Raw genomic sequence first — 20,989 nt, 5'->3', positions numbered from 1 at the left:
TTACTCACCTTTCCTTTCTGTACCACCAACAGTAATTTCATCAACCAATAATGTCGGTTGACCAACTGCCGCTGGAATGCTTTGACCTGCTTTACCACACATTCCAGGGGCCAACTTGAGATCATTACCGACCATCGAAATCTTCTGTAAGACATCTATTCCTCTACCGATCAAGGTAGCTCCTCTAACAGGTTCAGCTAGTTGACCATTCTTAATCAAGTATCCTTCAGCAACAGTAAAGACAAACTCTCCAGTCGCCGTCTCTACCTGTCCACCACTCAACTTCTTAGCATATAATCCATCATCAACCGCAGTGATAATATCATCTGGCTCACTATCACCTGCTTCAATAAAGGTATTGCTCATCCGTGGAACTGGCAGTGATTGATAAGAGTCCCTTCTTCCATTACCAGTTGAAGCTCGCTCATCCTTTCGAGCAGCCTTTAGATCATACATATAATCCTTTAAGATCCCATCTTCAATCAATACTGTCCGCTCAGCTTGTTGGCCCTCATCATCGATCCCAAAGGAGCCCCAGCCATTCTTAATCGTTGCATCATCGACAGCAGTTACGACTTCAGAAGCAACCTGCTTACCAACTTGCCCAGCAAAGACAGAAGAATTCTTCTGAACAAGATCAGCCTCTAAACCATGACCACATGCTTCATGGAATAAAACTCCACCAAAGCCATGATTGATTACCACTGGCATCTTACCAGATGGAGCAGATTTGGCCCCAAGCATCGTTACCGCTTGTCTAGCTGCTTCCTCACCCAACTTCTGTGGCGGATGCTGATCGAATAATTCAAATCCAACCTGTAAGCCTGGACTTTCACTACCTGTCTGAATCTTCTCACCATCACTAGCAATAGCCTTGACTCTCATTCTAGTATGAATCCGTTCATCTTCAATATATAAGCCATCAGAATTAGCAATCATAATCTCTTGAGTATTATCAGCATAACTAATCATAACCTGCCTAATACTATCATCATAATTTAAAGCAGCTTGATTTGCTTCTTTCATTAACTCTGCTTTCTTCTGCTTAGCAACATCTTCAGGCCTAATCTGAACTGGATGAACTTGATTAATAGTCCCTTTTCTCAAGTCTGTAATTGTTACTTTATTTTGACCTTGACTTGCTGCTCCAGCAACCTTAGCAGTCTGTAACAAAGCCTCTTTCGATAGATCATCTGTATAAGCATAGGAGACCTTATCTCCACTTAAGACCCTAATTCCAACCCCCAGATCATAGCCTGTCTTGACTCGTTCTAGCTTGGAATTCTCCAGTACCAAGGAATTACTTTTAGAATTCTCAAAGAAGACCTCTGCAAAATCACCGCCTCCTTCTAAAGCAACCTGTAATAACTGTCTGATCAACTTAGTCGATAACATCTATTTCGCCCCCTTCAATCTCCTTCATTTGATTCCAATTAGCACCGTACTTCAGATCAACCTCTAACTCAACATCCAACTCAACTGCTTGCTCCATTCTTTCTCTTACCAGCTGAGCAACCTCCTCTAATTCAGCAGTAGGAACCTCTAAGACCAACTCATCATGAACTTGTAATAAAATTTGACTGCTAAACTCTCCATTATTAATCAAATTGAAGACATCAATCATCGCCATCTTCATAATATCGGCTGCAGTCCCTTGAATTGGAGTATTGATTGCCATTCTTTCTGCAAAACTACGTTGATGATAGTTTTTACTATTTATCTGTGGTAAGTAACGTTTTCGATCAAAGAGTGTTTTGACATAACCCTTCCTTTTAGCTTGTGCAATTGTAGTATCAATATACTCCTTAACCTGGGGGTAACGCTCAAAATAGAGCTCAATATATTCTTTGGCTTCTTGATTACCGATATTAAGTCGCTTAGCCAATCCCCAATCACTGATCCCATAGGCAATTCCAAAATTGACTGCTTTAGCTTTACGTCGCTCTTCTCTACCAACTTCATCTAGAGCCAACCCAAAGATCTCACTGGCAGTCTTAGTATGTATATCGATCCCTTGCTGATAGGCTTCCTTCAACCCTTCATCTTGGGAAATATGGGCCAACACCCTCAACTCTACCTGAGAATAATCAGCAGCAAGTAAATGCTTACCCTCTTCAGCAACAAAGACCTGCCTGATCTCACGACCTTCCTCAGTTCTGATTGGGATATTTTGCAGATTAGGCTCTGCACTGCTCAATCTTCCAGTAGCAGTCACCAATTGATTGAATGTAGTATGGATTCTTCCCGTCTCTTGATTGATATAATCACTTAATGGGTCAACATAGGTTGATTTCAACTTAGTATAAGTTCTGTACTCAGAGATCAATGGAATAATATCATGTTGGCCCTCTAGCTTCTCTAAGACACTAGCACTGGTCGAATAACCCGTCTTCGTCCTTTTAATGACAGGTAAGCCCAATTTTTCAAATAAGATAACCCCTAATTGCTTCGGTGAGTTGAGGTTAAACTCCTCTCCTGCCAACTGAAAAGCTTGCTCTTCTATAGTAGCAATCTTTTCAGCCAACTTAGTCGACAATCGCTCTAGTTCCTCAGAGCTAACCTTGATTCCTGTCAACTCCAATTGGGCCAACATACTGACCAATGGCAATTCAACCTCTCTAAACAATGATAGCAATTCATTCTCTTCTAATTTAGCAACTAACTCCTCTTCCAAATCAAATAAGAGGCTGGTCTGTAAGACCAATGACTCCTCTTCTGTAACTTCTTCAATCTCCCGTTGCAGATGGCTTGTTACCAACTCTTCAAATTCCTTCTCCTTTTCACTAGGCTTTAACAGATAATCAGCTACCAATGGCTCAAAGCTAAGCTTCTTAACCTCAATGCCCTGCTGCAATAAATATCTAATCTGTTCTTTGGCTTCTACCATTAAGACTTCCTTAGTTGTGAAAATATCTTCTAACCAATTCAATAATTCATCAGTAGCCAAATTACAATAAAAACTCTGCTCTAGAGTAGCCACTGCAACACCTGCTAACTCCTGTTTTAGCTTTGGCCCGGTCAAATCTAAAGTGATAGCAACCTCTTTTGTTAGATCTAATTTTTCTAACTCTTCTTGGTTCTCGATTAATTGATAGTCAACTACTTCTAACTTCTGATGACCACCTATCTGAGAGATCAAGCTACTGAACTCCAATTCCATAAATAGATCATAGACTTGTTGATTTTTATAATCCGATAAAACCAATTCAGAAAAATCAACTTCTAGCGGTACATCCACCTTTATTTCTGCTAGCTTCTTACTCAATTTGGCCCTATCTGCTTGCTCCCTTAAGGTAGCCTTTCTCTTTTTACCCCCTACTTGATCTATATTAGCCAAGACATTCTCTAAAGAACCAAACTCTTTTAATAATTTAGTAGATGTCTTCTTACCAATCCCATCAACACCAGGAATATTATCAGACTTATCACCCATTAAGCCCTTCTTATCGATTAACTGTTGTGGCTCTAATTCATATTCTTCTCTAAACTTTTCTAAATCATAATCAACAATATCACTGATTCCCCGCTTATTATACATCACTTGGATATTCTCAGTAATCAATTGTAAATTATCCCGATCACCGGTTACAATTGTAACCTGATAGCCTTCCTCTTCTGCTTTCTGGGCCAAAGTCCCGATTAGATCATCCGCTTCATACCCTTCCTTTTCAAAAATCGGTACCTCTAGTGCCTCTAAGACCTCTTTAGCTATTCTAAATTGAGGCTTCAATTCATCAGGTGTCTCTTTACGATTTCCTTTATACTCTTCATATTCTTGATGGCGAAAAGTAGGTGCCGGTAGATCAAAAGCAACCCCTAATAAATCCGGCTCCCGCTCTTCTAATAAACTGAATAACATCCTAGTAAAACCAAAGACAGCATTAGTCACCGTCCCATCAGATTTGGTCAAAGTAGTCGGTAAAGCATAAAAAGCACGATACAGCAAACTATTCCCATCCAGTAAAGATAACTCTTTTTTTTGCAAAAATAACTCCTCCTTAATATATATGCCTTACTAGCAATTAATTAGCCTTAATTTTTATGTGATTTAAGATAATTCTGAACCTAAATTTAATTTAACGTTTTAGACCTTACTCAAACTTAGACTTAGCCTTAAACTCAAGAACTTAAGCTACTAATTTTATTTCATCAAAAAACAGCTATCTCCTTTATTCATAGATATAAAGTGGCACCTTGCCACTTTATATCAGTTGACAGTGAACAGTTGACGGTTGACAGTAGGTAGAAAAACCATTAAAACCCTAAAATCTTAAACCATGTTAAATATTGAATACATACGTGCTTTAAACGACTTATTTTTTAAGATTTTGCATTTTAACTGTAAACTGTAAACCGTCAACTGTAAACTATAATGTGGCACAAAAGTGCCACATTATTATCATACCCACTTTAGGTTGATAATATAGAAACTGCCTACCTCTCCACAAATTACAATTAGAATTTGATAGATATTATCGATAAATTATGTTAAGATTTTAAGTACAGATAGACCATATTAGAGAGGAGTACTTACTAAGAATGCCGAAAAAAATTATACTATCAATTCTAACATTAATTCTAGTAGTCAGTTTTAGTTTACCTGTCATGGCTTTTCAACCGCAAGATGTATCTAATGATCACTGGGGACTAAATTATATTAGTTCATTGCTTGATCAAGAGATTATGTATGTTTATAATAATGGAAATTTTGAACCAAACCAAGCAATTACTCGAGGTGAGTTTGCTTATTCTTTAGCTAGAGCGATGGATTTAGAACCAGCTATCGTTTCAGAATTAACTGATATCAGTGATCATTCTGCTAAAGGTTATATTTCAGCTTTAGTTCAAGAAGAAATTATTACTGGTTATCCTGATGAAACTTTTAAACCACAAAATCCAATTACTAGAGCAGAAATTATTGCAATGCTCAGTCGAAGTCTAGGACTTGACCAAGAGGAGAACAGTATTAAAGTTGAAGGTGATTATTATTCAGACCTTTCTGATGAATACTGGGCCAAAGAACTGATCAACCTATCTTCTGAAATTGGAATGATCGAGGGTTATCCTGATGGAACTTTTAGAGCAGACAATCATGTCACTCGAGCAGAAAGTGCAAAGTTATTGACCGAATTAATGAACTTTGAAGTAATTACAGGAGATATTGTGGAGACATATCCTATCTCAGGCAAAATCAGAGTCAATTCAGAACAAGGAACTGAAACAGTTGATGTTGATCAAGACAGTTTAATTGGCAGAAATAATCGAATGGTCGACTTAGATGAAATGCTAAAATCTGATCAAGTATATTTACTCTTTGATCAAAATAGAAATAGAGCTACCTATGTTAAAGCTTATGGCTTAATTACCCAAGAAGATTTAGCTAGTCAAGCAAGCGAGTTAACTGGTGACTTCTTCAGTCCTGATGAATTAATCTCGATTGCTGATGGAGACTGGCAAAGTGTTACACCACGATTACGACAAGAGGTAACTAACAATTTACTTGAAGAAGGGCTATCAACCGAAGAGGTAACTGCTTTATTGAATACTGATTGGGATCAATTAGAAGATTTAAGTAGAGAGCGTTTAATAGAATCCATCTCTATCAGTACCAATATCTCAACTGCTTTAATTGAAGCAGCTATTGAGCAAGATTGGGATAAAGCACAGGATTTAGCTAGACAAGATGCTATTAACTCTGCAGTTACACAGATTTTAACTAGTAGCTCTTTATTATCCTAACTTATTAACAGCTAAGGCAGATGCCTTAGCTGTTTTTCATATAACCTTATGAACTTGTTTGATATTTTGAACCTGCTCCAACTTCCTGCTAAAATAATCTCTAGCTAAATCAAATCTATTCTTCTGTAATGCCGAAATAGCCTTATCACCATATACTTTCCATTCTTCTCTACAAGTATATTCCAAGTCACTATAACCCATAAAACCTAAAACATCCTTAAGTGGATAACCAAGAAAGATGCCAATCTCATGTGGAAAGCCTCCACTACCTAAATCATAATTTTTCAACTTAGTAACTAACAAATCAAGATATGATTTAAATTTATATTCTTCAGGGTAACCTAATTGCTTCAAAAAATTAAGTACCTTAACATTATCTAACTGTCTATCTAAAGCAGTTTGGTGATAAAACAAAGTTCTCCTCCGAGTAAACTCTTTATCTAATTCTATAACTCTTATTTGATCATAATAACTTAAGACTTCATTTTTACACTTTTTCCACAGCTCATAATTACCTTTATCTACCTTTATATTCTTTAATTCAGCAGGTTTGGCCCCAATTATTGTAGCTCCAATACTCTTTAAAGTATATCTAATAAAATCAGTCTCTAAATTATTATTTATATCCTCACCTCCAATAAATGCTCTTAACTAAACTATAAGAGCATTAGTAAATACTAACTCTTTCTCTACTCCTTAATTCTAGTTTTCCTACATTCCATCTAATTAATTCATAAAAAACTAATAACTTTCCAATTAAACATCTTGCTGTTATAACTTTTTGAAAACAACCTCATCTAACTTAAAATATTAATTTCGAACAAACCAAAATTAAATTAAATTTATCCTTGCAATTCAAAAACCTATATGTTATTATATTAATTGTTGAACAGGAAAGAGCCGAAGTGGCGGAATTGGCAGACGCGCTGGATTCAAAATCCAGTGATCCTTGCGATCGTGTGGGTTCGACTCCCACCTTCGGCACCATTTAACTTAATAGAGATTACAGCACTTACCGCTAAGGTAAGTTTTTTTGTTTTTATACATAAACCCTGCCGAAATCCTGACATTTACTATTTAATTATTGCTCTGAGGTTAGATTTAAATCAATACCATCTTTTTACAATAAATTGTACTACAATCATAAAAATCTACCAACTACTCTGCTGATGGATTTTATTAGTAATAACCTATTAAATTAATCTTTTTTATCTTCTCTCTATTCTTGGAATTCACCAATTCTTAAAAAATAATCAACCAATTTTGCCGTTTTTGACTTATGATGGATTTCCTTATGATCATAGGGTAAAACTACAAAGTCACTCAATCCATTATACTTAACAGAATCAACCCTCACCCGCCCATCATTTGCACCTTCTAATAATTGACCAAGTAAAAGATTATTCTTATTTCCTGCAATAGCTCCTATCTCAACCTCTTTAGCAGAAGACAAATTTAACTCTTTTACCTTCTTAGATTGTAATGAATCTAAAGTTTTAAAAACATCTGTAAATGGCTTTATTGTTGAAGCGATTTCTGCTAAATCACTCCCTTGATTTGGAGTAGCAATTAATACAACCCTACCTAAATTAAAGTTTAGCTTACTTTTAGCCAAGTAGTGTCTAATTACTAATCCCCCAGTGCTATGACCAACAAAGTTAATTCGTTCTCCTTCTTCTAAACTATCAATAATCTTTTTAACTTCTGTAGCAAAGACTTCAGTGGCATCCCTAATCTCTTCAAATCTTAAAGGCAAATCAACTAAGAAACCCTGATAACCTTCTTTTTCTAAATTATTCTTCAATGACAACATATCGCTTTGATCTTTATTATAACCATGAACTAAAATAACTTTTTCAGCCATAACTACTCCTTTCAGCTTAAAAAAGCCAACAAGTTTAAACTTGTTGGCTAGTTGATCTACTATTTTTCTAAATTGGTTACTTGATCATACTTTCTATCCAAATTCATTATATTCCTCTAGATTATTCCTCCAACATTAACTTTTCTAAACGTAATGGCTCAATGTATTCTCCATCCTTGAAAGCTCTCATATTTCCTCCTGATATTTCATCTATCAATACAATCTCTCCAGAATCTCCTACTCTACCAAACTCAAACTTGATATCATAAAGTTCAAGTCCTTTTTTACTAAGTTCATCTTTGACTACATCTGCAATCTTTTGTGTTAATTCCTTTACTGTTTCATATTCATCAGCAGTTAATATTCCCAACATATCTAAAGCATCCTTAGTTATCGGTGGATCTTTACGCTCATCATCCTTAAGAGTAATCTCCACAAAAGAGTCTAAAGGTTGTCCTTCTTCAACATACATACCATACCGCCTATAAAAACTCCCCACTGCTCTATGGCGACAGATTACTTCAATCCCTTCTCCAAATACCTCTGCAGGCATTACAGTCATAGTTGCCTTCTCAATATCTGCATCAATATAATGAGTAGGTATTCCTTCTTCTTTTAATCTTTCAAAGAATAACTTTGTCAATCTCAATCCTGCTTTACCTGCTCCTTCTATTGTCAATCCAACCTCATTTGCTCCAGGATCAAAGACACCATCCTCACCTGTTACATCATCTTTAAATTTCAACAAATAGTTTCCATCCTCTAAAGCATATACATCCTTCGTCTTCCCTGTGTAAACTAAATCCATTAATACCACCCCTTAATTTTAATATTATATACTAAATCATCGCTACTACTAATATGATGACCTCTCAACTCTACCATTTCAAAAATAAATTTGTTTTTTATTATACCATATAAAGAGACTAAGTTCATCCTTTATCTCTACAGTATCCCATTTTATCTTCTTATTTCTATAAAAACTAAGTCTGCTAAAGCAGGAATTAAATATTTTTTGATGAAAACGGTACAATAAGATAGTATATCCAAGAATAAAATCACCTTTGGTTATAGCCTAAGGCTAAGCTTAAGTAAACCATTAAAAACCTTAAAAATAAAAGTCATCCGCAATCTTTAAAAATCATAATTTCCTAAACAATAAAAATGAATATAGGAGAATAAAATTATGGAATTAATAACCTACCAAGAAGTATTAGAACAAGAATCAATAGGCTTTATTGATGTTAGAACACCTGATGAATTTAAGGAAGCAACCATTCCTGGAGCAGTCAACATTCCTATCTTTAATAATCAAGAACGGGCCAACATCGGAAATATCTACACCCAAAAAAGCCCTGCTCAAGCTAAAATGCTGGCAGTGGAGTTGGTGGCACCTAAAATACCTAAACTGTTAAAGAAGATTAAACCATTAACCGAAGAATATGAAAATACTATCATCTTTTGTGCTAGGGGTGGCTTAAGGAGTGAAAGCATCTCTCTTTTTTGTGAACTAATAGGGCTTAGCGTTTATAAATTAAAGGGGGGCTATAAATCTTATCGTCGATTCATTCTAGACCAATTAGAAAATTACAAACTAACTAGTAAATTATTAGTGATTCATGGCTTCACAGGAGTCGGTAAGACTGAGCTTCTCTATCGCTTACAGGATAGTGGACTCCCTATCATTGATCTAGAAAAGTTAGCTAACCATCGTGGTTCAGCCTTTGGCAGTATTGGATTAGGACAACCTACCAATCAAAAGCAATTTGACTCATTACTTTGGGAAGAATTAGAAAAATTAAGCGAAGCACCTCTAATCGCTATTGAATCTGAAAGTAGGAGGATTGGTATTTCCGTCTTACCAGACTTCTTATTAGAATCAATGGAAAATGGTATCCATATTTTAGTTAAGTGCTCATTAGAGAGTAGAGTCGAGCAGATCCTTACTGAATATTCAGCCAGTTACACTGAAGAAAAAACAGCTTTCATAGACCGAACTTTAGAGTCTATTTCAGTAGTCAAAAAACATCTGATCAAGAAGATAGGCAAAAAAGGCTATCAGAAGCTGATCAACCATTGCCAGAGAGGAGAGCTGGAGGAAGTAGTTAAGATTCTGCTCAGAAAATATTATGATCCTCTCTATAAGTATTCCCAGGAGCAAATCAATGACTTCTCCTTGATAATTGAAGATGACAACTTAGAGAATATAACTAACCAATTGATTAACTTTACCACTGAGCTAGAGCTGAATTAAAAAATCTAAGTGAGCTGTTGGCCCACTTAGATTAATATCTAAAGCCACTTTACTTTATTATTAGTCATTCATCTTCTCTTCTAGCTTCTTGTCAGAAGCTGCAATGATCTCCTCTAAGCCAGTTCGACCTATATTGATATTATTTTCTTCAGCTGCTTCACTAGCTGGAGAGCCCATCAGCACTTGATCACTAAACTTCCCACTTATTTGTGCTACACTATCTTTAAACTCACTTTGTTGTCCTTCCTCTACCTCTACCTGAGGCATATCAATTCTGCCTGCTTTTATATTTCCTTCCCTTGTATTTCTAGGATCAAGGTTAGCAATAATTTCTTCTGCTACATCATCTTCGGGAAAGCTCATATTTCTCTCATTCTTATCCTTATCTTCTTTCATTAAAACACCTCCTATAATATATCTTACAAATAAGGTGTACTAAAAATACTAAAACTTTTATCATTATATTTAAGCCAATTCCATACCATAAAAAACAGTATAGACACCTAACCATTATATTCTCCAATTATTCTTGCAATATCCTCCTTGAAGTTTTTCGGCTTTTCTAGATCAGTATCTACTTGAAATAAAGCTTCTCTTCTTGCTTCTACACTATACTCATTTGTCCCTCTAAGACCAAGATTATCAATGCTTCCCTCTACTTTTTCATTCTCCTCTTCCTTCATTTAAAATCACCTCCTACAGTATATTCTACAAATAAGAGGCAATAAAAATACTAGTACTTTTTATCATCTAAACTACTTCCATAACTGCCATAAAAAGTAGTATAGTTCCTGCTATATAATCAGCCCGATTACCAATCCAGCCTGTTAATCGCCCTCCTAATCGAGATCCAGACCAGATAAAAAACATACTAGCAGCTCCAGTAGCAATACTAGTAAACAATACTGGATAATCTTGCAACCCACCAGAAAATCCTAAAAACAATGAATTTACCCCTAAAGCCAACCCCAGAGTTACAATTGCATACCACGACATATACTGCCTTTCTGTTAAGTTCTCTTCAACTTTTTCTTGAGCCTCTTCTTGGTCATCACCAGTATATCCCTCCCAAAGAAACCATAGACCAAACAAAACAAAAACAGTAACACTGATATATATATCGATTCTTTCTGGAAAAAATCGAGCAAGTTGCTCTCCAATTAACAGACCAATAGCCATTGTTAATCCTGAAATAGTAGCTATTCCAAAGATTGAACGCACAGCAAGTCGCCCTTTCTTTAAACCCATAGAAAAACCTATACTTAAATCATCAAGCGTAGAAGATATTGCAAGTAAAATTGCTGCTACCATTAATTACTCCTCCTCAATCTAAAGTTATTTACTTTTATATTTCTCCATTTTGTTTTTATTTATTAAATTTTTAATAATAAAACCCGGGCCAACACCATCTGGCATCGGCTCGGGAATTAAGATTAATTCTTCTTAATATATTGAGCTAACTTCTGATCCTCTTTTTTAATATGTTCTAACAACCATCCGATAGCCATCTTATTTAACTTCATCAATGATGTAATATTATTTGACTGCTTATACTCTGTAATAACTTCTCCAACCGTACTTTTAAAAGCATCATGTAGCTTCTTATGTTCTTCATATTCAGGATATCCATAACTACGTTGAATCTCCTCTTCATCATTAAAGTGTTGCTCAATATATTCTTGTAAAAAATCTAATACCTCACCAATCTCTTCACCCGACTGTTGCTTTTTATAAACTTCAAGCAAGTAATTAGCCTTTTCAAAGATCCCTCGATGCTGCTCATCAACCTTTTCTATCCCAATCTCATACTTACTACTCCATTCATTAGCCAATACCTGATCTCCTAAATCAAATTGCCCAAGTATCTTCTTCACCTTTTTAACTTTATCTTCTAGCCCTTGTGATGAATCTTTAATCTCTTTTGACATATCACCTATATCATCGGCAGTCTCCATTAATCCTTGACTATGCTGGGCCAAATCTTGAGCAGCATAAGCTATCTGTTCAATCTGGACTGCAGTTTCATCAGTCGCTTCTTCGATCTGGAAGAATAATCGATTACTTTCTTCAGTAATTTGTTGGCCCTGTAGTGTCTTCTCTTCCACCTCTTTAATCGACTTAATAACCTTCTTAGAATTACTCCTAGTGTTATCGATCAACTCCTTAATCTCAACAGTAGCTTTCGTCGTCTCCTCTGCTAACTCTCTAATCTCCTCTGCAACGACTGTAAAGCCATGTCCTTGATTCCCATCTTCATTACTTGCTCTAGCTGCCTCTATTGCTGCATTCAAAGCCAATAAATTAGTTTGATCTGCAACATTAGTAATTAACTCAATAATACTCCCTATCTCTTCAGTATTATTATTCAACTCTTCAACTAAACTTACCGTATTCCCTACCTTATCTGAAATTTCTTCCATAATCTCTACACTATCTTCCATATTCTCCTTGCCTATCTGAGTCTGAGCGGTAGACTCCTCAGCAAAACTTGTCACCTCTTCTGAACTAGCAGAAATCTCTTCAATACTAGCCGACATACCTTCAATCAATTCATTAGTAGTCTCTATCGCCTGATCTCCTGCCTCTGTACTTGCAGATTGTATCTCACTATATAATGATAGATTTTCAGTCTCTTCTAAAACATCCTTGATTAAAAGGCTTTGTTGCTCAAGTAAATCATTAAATGCTATGTATACCTCTTCAAATCTATTCTCTTGCTCAGTATCTATTTTACTCACTAAATCGCCATTAGCTAATCGCTGTAACCCACTCTTAATTTTTTCTAATCCCTTCTCAGTCTGCTTAAAAAAATTAGTAATTATAAAGCTAATAACTGCAGTTATAATCAAAAAATTACTTATTAAAATAATCCTAATCATCCTTCTTAATCCAGCTACCTCAACACCTTCATTTCCTTCCAGAAAAGATGCAAACTCTAAATCTATCACTTTAAAATTAATCATAGTAGCTAAACCTAATATCAATATCACCAGCAATAAAACTTTATCCTTAGTATTTAATTTTACTTTATCCATGACTAATCTCCTCCTTGTTATAATTAAATTATAATAGAAAAATCTCACTATCTCTGTGATTAAAATCAAGTTAAAATATCTTCTTTATTTAACCAAGAATAATTTCCCATAAATTCAATCTATAAATATAGCTTAATTATGATAAAATAAACTATAAGTACTAAACAATCTATGATGACTTATTTACTATTATACAATAAATGAAAGGAGAAATAAATGAAATCTAAACACTTTATCGGAGTAGGTTTATTATTAGTAGTTGCTTTATTTAGCTTTGCGTTATTAAATTTAGGAGTTGGGACGGATCCAGACAATAATAATTCAGAGAATGAAACTGAAATTGCAGAAAATCAAGATGAGTCGGAGGCTGAACCTAAACTCTACAATGGAAATCCAGATGAGGATTTAGATGACGAAGTTGAAGTGGAACTGGATAATTTTAAAGAAACTATTGAAGAACAGGCAAGAAAATACCCAGAAACTTTCTTCTTAAGTGAACCAACCGAAGAAAAGGTAATTGCCCTTACCTTTGATGATGGACCAGAGCATATAAATACACCAGAAATTTTAGACATCCTAAAAGAAGAAGATATTAAAGCAACTTTCTTTGTCTTAGGACAAAATGTCAAACAATTTCCTGATATTGCTCAAAGAATAGTAGATGAAGGGCATCAAATTGCTAATCACTCTTGGGATCATGATAATTTTAAAGATTTAACAAATGAGGAGGTATTGGATAATCAAATAATACCAACTTCAGAAAAGATTGAGAAGACTACAGGGGTTTATCCTACAATTATTAGACCACCCTTTGGTGCTATCACTGATGAGACTATTGAATTCTTAGGCTATCAAGGATGGAAGTTAGTCAACTGGTCAATTGATAGCTTCGATTGGCATTATGCAGAAGATACTCATGAAGAAATCGTAGGACAAGTAGAAAGGCATTACCATCCAGGAGGAATTGTACTATTGCATAATGGTGTCATCCATAAAGAGACTGTCGAAGCTTTACCTGAAATAATAGAATTATTACAAGAGGACGGTTATGAATTTAAAACTGTTGATGAATTACTCTTTTAAATCAAATCTTCTCCAATTTAAATTATCAATGAAAATAGGCATAAGCTATCTCCTAAAGAAAAGAGATCAACTTATGCCTAATCTATCAAACTTTACTCAATTTAATAACTTATATAACTTCACCAGGTGCATCAACTTAACACATGAATTTCTAATCAACTACTTTTTATTGGCATTAAGTTTAAGGTTAAGTCTAAGTTTAAGTAAAACCTAAAATCTAATAACTATAAATCATGAGGGATGTTTCGCAGTGACATCCCTCATAGTTCAAAACAAAAGTTACACATAATTCTAATATACCAAAAAATCGTCTTAAGTTAACGGGAATAATAACTTCACGAAGTCAACTATCAATTACTAACCGTCAACTCTTCTTCACTTTCAATTCTAAGTAATCTTTTTAAGAAATTACTCAAATCATCAAGAATTGAATAAAAACAAGGTATTACAACCAAAGTCAAAATAGTAGAAAATAAAAGCCCACTAATTACAACAACTGCCATCGGTTGCTGAACCTCAGCACCATCACCCAGTCCAAGGGCCAACGGAACCAAAGCTAAAGCCGTAGTCAAAGTCGTCATCATAACCGGACGTAATCTAATTGGCCCAGCATTCAAGATTGCTTCTCGACGTGGCTCCCTTTCCCGTCGCACATTGATATAATCAACCATTACAATCGCATTATTGACCACAATACCTGCCAGCATAATTACCCCGATAATCCCTGGCACACTCAAAGGCATTCTAGCAACCACCAATCCAAGTATTGCTCCAATCAAAGCTAACGGAACAGTTAACATTATCGTAAATGGATGGAGTAACGACTCAAATTGAGAAGCCATCACCATATAAACTAAAATAACTGCTAAAATCATCGCAATACCTAAATCACCAAAAGCATCCTGTTGATCTTCAGCCTCTCCGCCATAACTGACTGTATAACCATCAGGAATATCAAGTTGATCAACCCGCTCTTCAATATCAGCTTGAACTGCTCCCAAACTTCGTTCATGAAGATGGGTACTGACTGTGATAGTCCGCTGTTGATTCTCTCTTTCAATACTGGTCAACCCTGTAGCTACCTCAACATTAGCAACTTGAGATAAAGGAACTACTGCTCCTTCTGGTGAAGTCAACTTCAGATCCATCAACTGATTAATATCCCCTCTATACTCTTCAGCCAAACGAACCCGTACATCAAACTCCTCTCCACCTTCCTTATACTGAGTAGCTACTTGACCATCCATTGCCGTTCTAACCGTTGAAGCTATCTGTTGTACATTAAACCCTAAATCTCTAGCTTGATCACGATCAATATCAATCTGTACTTCAGGACGTCCTTCATCTATACTCAATCCTACATTACGTGTTCCTTCTACTGCTTCCACTTCTGGTTCAATTTGATCGGCTAACTGGCTTAAAATATCAAGGTCCGAACCAGCAATTGTAACCTCAATCGGAGCTCCCATACCTCCGCCACCGCCCATTCCAGTAACAGGAGTAACATTAATATCTGCACCAGCAATATCAGCTACTAACCCTCTTACCTCTTCAGCAACAACAGAAGTACTCCGTTCTCTATCAGCCAAACCAACCAACTCAGCAGTGATCTCACCAGTATTAGAATTATTACCTCCAGCTTGACTGGAATAATGTCTTAACTCTGGAATCTCTTCTAATCTTCGTTCAACTTCCTGAACTACTCGATCAGTCTCCCTTAGAGCTTCTCCTTCAGGCAATTCAACCTGAATATTAAAGACACCTTGATCAGTATCAGGAAGAAACTCAGTCTCTAAAGGAATAATATCCCTTGCTACCCCAAATCCAAAGAGTAGAACAAAGATAACTAAAGATGCTAAGACTAGATAACGATAATTCAAAGATATATCTAAAAATCTTTGATACCCTTTTCTTATCCAACCAAATTCAACTTCAGTTTCATCTTCTTCAATAACTGCATCATCATTAACCTTCAAAAACTTAGCCGACAACATCGGAATAAAGGTCAAAGCAACAAGTAAAGAAGCAACTAAAGAGAAGGTTACAGACCAGGCTAAAGCACCAAAAATCTCAGAAGCCAAACCTTCAATATAAACTACAGGTAAAAATACAGCTGCTGTTGTCAATGTTGAAGCCAAAATTGCTGTTCCTACCTCAGCAGTTCCCTTCTTAGCAGCATCCACTCTACTCTTTCCTTCCTGTTGAAAACGATAAATATTCTCTAATACAACAATTGCATTATCAACCAACATACCAATTCCTAAAGCTAAACCACCTAAAGACATTAAATTCAAAGACATATCGGCAAAATACATCAAAACAATAGCTGTAACAATTGAAACTGGAATTGCAGTCCCCACAATCAGTGTACTCCGAATATTTCTTAGGAATAAAAAGAGAACAAGCATTGCTAAAAGCCCACCTAAGACTGCGTTCCGTTGAACATTAGCAATAGAATCCTCAATAAACTCAGCTTGATTCTCAACAACTGTTAACTCAAAATCATCTTCATTATTTTGAATCTGTTCTACCTCTTCTAAAACTGCATTAGCTATTTGAACTGTATTGCCTCCACTTTCATCTTGAATCTCAAGGCTAATACTCTCTTCACCATTTAAATAACTATAAACAGAGCGTTCTTTATAATCATCTTTCACTTCAGCAAACTCTGCTAAATCAACCTTAACCCCTTCTTGATTCATCAATTGAAGATCACCAATCTGTTCAACCGAGTCAAACTCACCATCAGTTCTGATTAAGAGGTCCTTAGTTCCATGATCTACAGAGCCTCCACTAATATTAACATTTTCAGCCCTTAACTGCTCAATCACATCTTGAAGACTAAATCCATAATAAATCATTCGATCTGGATCAATATCAACCTGTATCTCTCGCTCCAAACCTCCTGAAACATCAACACTAGCTACTCCAGGTACCCTTTCCAAAGAAGGTTCAACTATATCCTCAGCTAAATTTCGCAACTCTGCTAAGTCCATATCTCCACCTAGCTCTAAATTCATAATTGGCATACTATTAGGATCGAATCTGACTACCTGGGGCTTATCAGCATCATCAGGAAGATGGTCTTCAATCATCTCTACACTCTCACGCATATCCAAAGTTGCAAAATCTAAATCAGTCCCCCAATCAAACTCGATGAAGACTACCGAACGATTAGGATGAGAAGAAGAAGTAATATTGGTTACATTATCAACCACAGCAATAGTCTCCTCTATAGGGCGAGTTATACTCTCCTCAACCTCACTTGGAGTTGCACCCTCATGAGTAGTCATTACAACTGCATAGGGAAGATCCATCTCTGGCATCAAATCAACTGGCATCAACGGCAAAGAAAATGCACCCAAAATAATGATTGCCAGTACAATCATGGTAATAGTAACTGAACGATCAACAGAAAAATCAGATAGTTTCATTAGTTACCACCCCGCTCCATAATCTGGATACTATCCCCATCATTTAAATTCTCTTGGCCACGAATAATTACTTGCTCGCCAACTTCAACTCCTGATTTAATTGCTACCTTTTGATCATCCATCAAGCCAGTTTCAACTTCTCTTCTTTCCGCTTGACCATCTTGATATACAAAGACAACATCCTGATCATTATCTAAAGCAACAACTTGCTGTGGTAAAACAATCGCTTCTTCACTTCTTTCTGTTTCAAGTTTAATTCGACTATACATTCCACCTTTGAGCAGATCATTTTGATTTGTCAAATTAATCTCAATCCCGTAACTTCGATTTTCACCAGCAACTGGACTGATTTCAGTTAATTCTCCTTCATATTCTTGCTCTAAAGATGGAATTTCAATCTGACTTAGCTGGCCAACTTGAACTTGATTAATATATCTTTCACTCAAATCAGCACTTACCTTAACCTCTTCAAGATCAGCTATTGCAACAACTGGTGAATTAGCTACCATCTCTCCAGCCTCAATATTTAAATTATAAACCTGACCATCAATAGGAGCAGTCACTACTCTATTATCATACTGAATCTTGGCTCCATCTAATCCAGCTTCGGCTTGTTCTACTTCTGCTTTAGCAGCCTCAATCTCCTCATCTCTAGCTCCAATCTCAGCCATCTCCAGGTTCAACTCAGCTAATTGATACTCCTTACTAGCATTGATATACTCTAATTCACTCTGTTCAAACTGCTGATTGGAGATTGCATTTTTTTCATACAGCTCTTGTTGGCGCTGATACTCTCTTTTAACCTGTTGATATCCACTTTCAGCCTGCTCTAACTGTAATTTCAACTGTTCAATCTTCTCTTCTCGTTCCCCAGCTAAAATACGATCCAAATTAGCCTGAGCAGCTTTTAAAGTAGCTTGAGCTTGATTTAACTCAACTCGTAAAGGTTCTTCATCAATCTTAAGTAATCGCTCACCTTCTTCTACCTGCTGTCCAGTCGAAACATAAACTTCCACTACTTCCCCTTGAGCTTGAGGAGTTACTTGCACCTCTTTACTCGGCTCCGTTCGACCTCCTAAATTTATATAATTAACTACTTCTCCTATCTGTGCCTCTTCTACCTCAACAGCTACTTCTTGTTGCATATTATTTGAAGCAGTTGCCTCTTCTGCTTCTTCTCCATTGCTACAGGCAACAGTTACTAATGAAAGTAATAAAACCACTACAACTATCTTTAATTTATTCATCCTTCCTACCTCCCAATTCCTTTAACTTGATAAAGCTTAGCCACTGCTAAATTATAATCATAAATTGCACTCAGATAATCACTTTGCACCTCTTGATAAGTTGCTTCGGCCTCAAGAAGATCATTAGTAGTGATTAAGCCTTCTTGATAATTAGCTTCACTCTCTTTTAAATTTTCCTCTGCTTTTTCTAAACTCAACTCCATTAACTTAATTCCTTCTCTAGTCTCACTAATCTTTAATAATGCTTCTTCAACTTCTAACTCAATCAAATCTTTCAAATCATCAGCTCTTAAATCTAAAATATCAAGTTCCTCTTCAATCTGAGCAAGCTCAGCTCTTCGCTCTCCACCATCATACAAATTATAGCTTAAACCAAGACTTACTCTCCAATCACCATCAACTGTAAAGCTATCATCTTGAGCTTCATAATTACCACTTAAAAATAAATTTGGATGAGCTTCTCCCTTCTTTCGTTCCAAGTTCAACTCTACAACTTCACGATTGAGCTCTAATAATTCTAAATCCAAGCGATTATTAAAAGCAATTTCTTTTACTTTATCGAACTGATAATCTTTTTCTTCCCAATCCAATTCTTTGACCAACTCCACCTCAGTCTCCCGAGGAAGCTTAAGAGTATTCTTTAAAGCCAATTCAGCTAATTCAGCTCCATTTCTAGCTCTTAAAAGCCCCTGTTCAGCTTGTAGTTTCTGAGTCTGAGCTTGAAGCAGGTTAGTTCTAGTAAAAATACCAACCTCATAATTAACTTCAGCAGTCTGAACATAATCTTCAATTCGTTCTAAACTCTTTTTGCTAACTTGAACCATCTCTTCAGCCTCTAAAAGACTGTAGTATTGTTCACTGACTTGATAAGCCAATTCTTTTTTCTGCTCCTCTAGCTCCTTTTGGGCAGTCAATACCCCTTTTTCAGCTTGCTGATAACCAATGCTTCGTTGGCCCCCCGTATAAAGAGGTAATTCTAAATCAAGACTGGTAGTGAATCTATTTTGAGATAACTCTTGTTGGGTTTGAAAATCAAATGGTGCTTCCCCTAATCTCGTATAGCCAGCCCCCAAATCCAACTGTGGATAAAAGCTAGCACGAGCAATCTCAACTTGCTTTTGAGCAATCTTGACCTCTCTTCTTAAACTCTCAATCTGACTATTATTTTCTAAAGCCAACTCAATCGCTTTCTCTTCCGTTAAATTGATTGAGTCTGCTCCAAAAGCAGGCAAAGTACTAATAGCTAAAACAAGTAAAACAATCAAACTAGTCAATTTAACTCTCTGCATATGTATCCCCCTTTTTAGCTCAATAATAACTACAATCTATTTGCTAACTCCATTTAAAAATACATCTTTAATCAATTCTACCTTATCCATTAGATCATTTTGCTGATAAAGATAAGGGTTGAAAGTTCTGATCATTCCTAGCAAGATTCGGGCCAAATCTAAATTCTCCTACTTAGACTCTATCACCCTTTCTTCTTTAGCCTGCTCAACTACTTTAGCCACTATTTCAATCTGACGTTGATTAAAATCTATAATATAATCATTAAAAAATTCTTTACCAAGAGCAGTTGTACACTCTCTAAACATTTTAGAAACTCCTTTTCCCTCTTGGTAGAATTTAAGATAAGAAATAATAATTTCACTCAATTTTTCAAGTGCAGAATTTTCTACTCTAATCTTTTTCTCAAGCTCTAACTGTAAATCATCTAATTTATTGACTAAAATACTTTGAAACAACTCTTCTTTACTATCAAAATACCAATAGACAGTTCCTTTAGCTACTCCTGCTAAATCAGCAATTTCACTGACTGTAGTCTTAAAGAATCCCTGCTTTGAAAATAACTCAATCGCTGCCGAAATAACCATTTCTTCTTTATCGCTTCTTTTTTTACCCATTTATTCCCTCCTTATTAATTGACTAACTGGTCAGTCAATTAAATAGTATCAATTTAACCTTCTTTTGTCAACAAGAATTAGAAGTAAAAAAGTTGCCTCCGGCAACTCAGTTCAAGTCTAAGATTGAGTTTAAGTAAAACCAAAAAATTCCAATTAGTAAAAGCCATCCACAACCTCTAAAAAACATAATTTCCTTAATGATACAAAAGATACAGCCAGTCCAACCAGCCATACGTTTTAAGTAATGGACAGAAACCAGTATGAATCGTAAATATATTGATAATATCCAATTGCTTGCAGGAATTTGAGATATAATAGAGAAATACATCTAATACTTAGGACTAAAGTACTATTTTTAGATTTTTGTTAACTAGTCTAGAAACAATCCTTTACATTACTATTGCTTTAAAAATACTAAAGGAGGTATTT

General features: G+C 35.8%; 16 protein-coding genes and 1 tRNA gene. 4 read left to right on the top strand and 13 right to left on the bottom strand.

Annotated elements, in window-relative coordinates; translation table 11 throughout:
• Both MWH28_RS00215 and polA read right to left on the bottom strand, forming a co-directional pair.
• The gene (locus MWH28_RS00215) at window positions 1-1,395 is read right to left on the bottom strand and encodes a TldD/PmbA family protein (RefSeq protein WP_248617246.1); all 1,395 of its coding nucleotides are present in this window, start codon (window positions 1,393-1,395) and stop codon (window positions 1-3) included.
• Window positions 1,382-3,985, bottom strand: a complete 2,604-nt coding sequence (polA, locus tag MWH28_RS00210; protein ID WP_248617245.1) for a DNA polymerase I — start codon at window positions 3,983-3,985, stop codon at window positions 1,382-1,384. Before polA ends, MWH28_RS00215 begins: the two co-directional genes overlap by 14 nt.
• A 554-nt stretch (window positions 3,986-4,539) precedes the next feature.
• Between polA and MWH28_RS00205 the strand changes: the two genes are divergently transcribed.
• Entirely contained in the window at window positions 4,540-5,739 is a 1,200-nt protein-coding gene (locus MWH28_RS00205) for an S-layer homology domain-containing protein (RefSeq protein ID WP_248617244.1), read from the top strand.
• 36 nt (window positions 5,740-5,775) lie between these two features.
• Here the strand turns inward: MWH28_RS00205 and MWH28_RS00200 are convergent, their stop codons facing one another.
• Window positions 5,776-6,315 (bottom strand): DUF3793 family protein, encoded by a 540-nt coding sequence (locus MWH28_RS00200; protein WP_486867678.1) that lies wholly within the window; start codon window positions 6,313-6,315, stop codon window positions 5,776-5,778.
• Between the two features lie 323 nt (window positions 6,316-6,638).
• On the opposite strand from MWH28_RS00200, the gene MWH28_RS00195 reads away from it, so the two are divergent.
• Window positions 6,639-6,726, top strand: a tRNA-Leu gene (locus MWH28_RS00195).
• Between the two features lie 232 nt (window positions 6,727-6,958).
• Here MWH28_RS00195 and MWH28_RS00190 read toward each other — a convergent pair.
• Both MWH28_RS00190 and MWH28_RS00185 read right to left on the bottom strand, forming a co-directional pair.
• On the bottom strand, window positions 6,959-7,603 hold the full coding sequence (locus MWH28_RS00190; protein WP_248617243.1) for an alpha/beta fold hydrolase: 645 nt from the start codon (window positions 7,601-7,603) through the stop codon (window positions 6,959-6,961).
• Between the two features lie 121 nt (window positions 7,604-7,724).
• Complete coding sequence (locus tag MWH28_RS00185) at window positions 7,725-8,411, bottom strand: phosphoribosylaminoimidazolesuccinocarboxamide synthase (RefSeq protein ID WP_248617242.1); 687 nt, start codon at window positions 8,409-8,411, stop codon at window positions 7,725-7,727.
• A gap of 378 nt (window positions 8,412-8,789) precedes the next feature.
• Here MWH28_RS00185 and mnmH point away from each other — a divergent pair, with 378 nt between their 5' ends.
• Window positions 8,790-9,857 carry a tRNA 2-selenouridine(34) synthase MnmH gene (gene mnmH, locus MWH28_RS00180; protein WP_248617241.1) on the top strand — a complete coding sequence of 356 codons (1,068 nt, stop codon included), beginning with the start codon at window positions 8,790-8,792 and terminating at the stop codon, window positions 9,855-9,857.
• A gap of 60 nt (window positions 9,858-9,917) precedes the next feature.
• On the opposite strand, the gene MWH28_RS00175 is transcribed toward mnmH, so the two are convergent.
• From MWH28_RS00175 to MWH28_RS00160, 4 genes are all read right to left on the bottom strand, one after another.
• Entirely contained in the window at window positions 9,918-10,253 is a 336-nt protein-coding gene (locus tag MWH28_RS00175; protein WP_248617240.1) for a hypothetical protein, read from the bottom strand.
• A gap of 107 nt (window positions 10,254-10,360) precedes the next feature.
• Window positions 10,361-10,540, bottom strand: a complete 180-nt coding sequence (locus MWH28_RS00170) for a hypothetical protein (protein WP_248617239.1) — start codon at window positions 10,538-10,540, stop codon at window positions 10,361-10,363.
• A 67-nt stretch (window positions 10,541-10,607) separates the two neighbouring features.
• A complete protein-coding gene (locus MWH28_RS00165) occupies window positions 10,608-11,168 on the bottom strand; it encodes a manganese efflux pump MntP (protein ID WP_248617238.1) in 561 nt (186 codons plus the stop codon).
• Between the two features lie 122 nt (window positions 11,169-11,290).
• Entirely contained in the window at window positions 11,291-12,892 is a 1,602-nt protein-coding gene (locus tag MWH28_RS00160) for a bacteriohemerythrin (RefSeq protein ID WP_248617237.1), read from the bottom strand.
• A 216-nt stretch (window positions 12,893-13,108) separates the two neighbouring features.
• On the opposite strand from MWH28_RS00160, the gene MWH28_RS00155 reads away from it, so the two are divergent.
• Window positions 13,109-13,975, top strand: coding sequence for a polysaccharide deacetylase family protein (locus MWH28_RS00155; RefSeq protein WP_248617236.1), 867 nt, complete (start codon window positions 13,109-13,111; stop codon window positions 13,973-13,975).
• A gap of 350 nt (window positions 13,976-14,325) precedes the next feature.
• Here the strand turns inward: MWH28_RS00155 and MWH28_RS00150 are convergent, their stop codons facing one another.
• The 4 genes from MWH28_RS00150 to MWH28_RS00135 all read right to left on the bottom strand — a co-directional run bounded on the left by MWH28_RS00150 (window position 14,326) and on the right by MWH28_RS00135 (window position 20,560).
• A complete protein-coding gene (locus tag MWH28_RS00150; protein ID WP_248617235.1) occupies window positions 14,326-17,409 on the bottom strand; it encodes an efflux RND transporter permease subunit in 3,084 nt (1,027 codons plus the stop codon).
• Window positions 17,409-18,656: an efflux RND transporter periplasmic adaptor subunit gene (locus MWH28_RS00145; protein ID WP_248617234.1), complete on the bottom strand. Its 1,248-nt coding sequence runs from the start codon at window positions 18,654-18,656 to the stop codon at window positions 17,409-17,411. The genes MWH28_RS00150 and MWH28_RS00145 overlap by 1 nt, the downstream gene beginning before the upstream one ends.
• A 5-nt stretch (window positions 18,657-18,661) precedes the next feature.
• Complete coding sequence (locus MWH28_RS00140; protein ID WP_248617233.1) at window positions 18,662-19,945, bottom strand: TolC family protein; 1,284 nt, start codon at window positions 19,943-19,945, stop codon at window positions 18,662-18,664.
• Window positions 19,946-20,113: 168 nt separating this feature from the next.
• Complete coding sequence (locus tag MWH28_RS00135) at window positions 20,114-20,560, bottom strand: TetR/AcrR family transcriptional regulator (RefSeq protein ID WP_248617232.1); 447 nt, start codon at window positions 20,558-20,560, stop codon at window positions 20,114-20,116.
• Window positions 20,561-20,989: the final 429 nt, after the last annotated feature.

Source organism: Natroniella sulfidigena (assembly GCF_023223645.1).
In the GTDB taxonomy this organism is placed as follows: domain Bacteria; phylum Bacillota; class Halanaerobiia; order Halobacteroidales; family Halobacteroidaceae; genus Natroniella; species Natroniella sulfidigena.
Note: the sequence above shows the minus strand (reverse complement) of the source record. Positions and strands in the feature narration are given on the sequence as shown.

Bases quoted from the DNA above. Each gene is read 5' to 3' on its own strand.
- MWH28_RS00215 (WP_248617246.1), bottom strand. From the start codon at position 1,395: ATGTTATCGACTAAGTTGATCAGACAGTTATTACAGGTTGCTTTAGAA.
- MWH28_RS00205 (WP_248617244.1), top strand. From the start codon at position 4,540: ATGCCGAAAAAAATTATACTATCAATTCTAACATTAATTCTAGTAGTC.
- MWH28_RS00190 (WP_248617243.1), bottom strand. From the start codon at position 7,603: ATGGCTGAAAAAGTTATTTTAGTTCATGGTTATAATAAAGATCAAAGC.
- MWH28_RS00185 (WP_248617242.1), bottom strand. From the start codon at position 8,411: ATGGATTTAGTTTACACAGGGAAGACGAAGGATGTATATGCTTTAGAG.
- mnmH (WP_248617241.1), top strand. From the start codon at position 8,790: ATGGAATTAATAACCTACCAAGAAGTATTAGAACAAGAATCAATAGGC.
- MWH28_RS00175 (WP_248617240.1), bottom strand. From the start codon at position 10,253: ATGAAAGAAGATAAGGATAAGAATGAGAGAAATATGAGCTTTCCCGAA.
- MWH28_RS00170 (WP_248617239.1), bottom strand. From the start codon at position 10,540: ATGAAGGAAGAGGAGAATGAAAAAGTAGAGGGAAGCATTGATAATCTT.
- MWH28_RS00165 (WP_248617238.1), bottom strand. From the start codon at position 11,168: ATGGTAGCAGCAATTTTACTTGCAATATCTTCTACGCTTGATGATTTA.
- MWH28_RS00160 (WP_248617237.1), bottom strand. From the start codon at position 12,892: ATGGATAAAGTAAAATTAAATACTAAGGATAAAGTTTTATTGCTGGTG.
- MWH28_RS00155 (WP_248617236.1), top strand. From the start codon at position 13,109: ATGAAATCTAAACACTTTATCGGAGTAGGTTTATTATTAGTAGTTGCT.
- MWH28_RS00150 (WP_248617235.1), bottom strand. From the start codon at position 17,409: ATGAAACTATCTGATTTTTCTGTTGATCGTTCAGTTACTATTACCATG.
- MWH28_RS00145 (WP_248617234.1), bottom strand. From the start codon at position 18,656: ATGAATAAATTAAAGATAGTTGTAGTGGTTTTATTACTTTCATTAGTA.
- MWH28_RS00140 (WP_248617233.1), bottom strand. From the start codon at position 19,945: ATGCAGAGAGTTAAATTGACTAGTTTGATTGTTTTACTTGTTTTAGCT.
- MWH28_RS00135 (WP_248617232.1), bottom strand. From the start codon at position 20,560: ATGGGTAAAAAAAGAAGCGATAAAGAAGAAATGGTTATTTCGGCAGCG.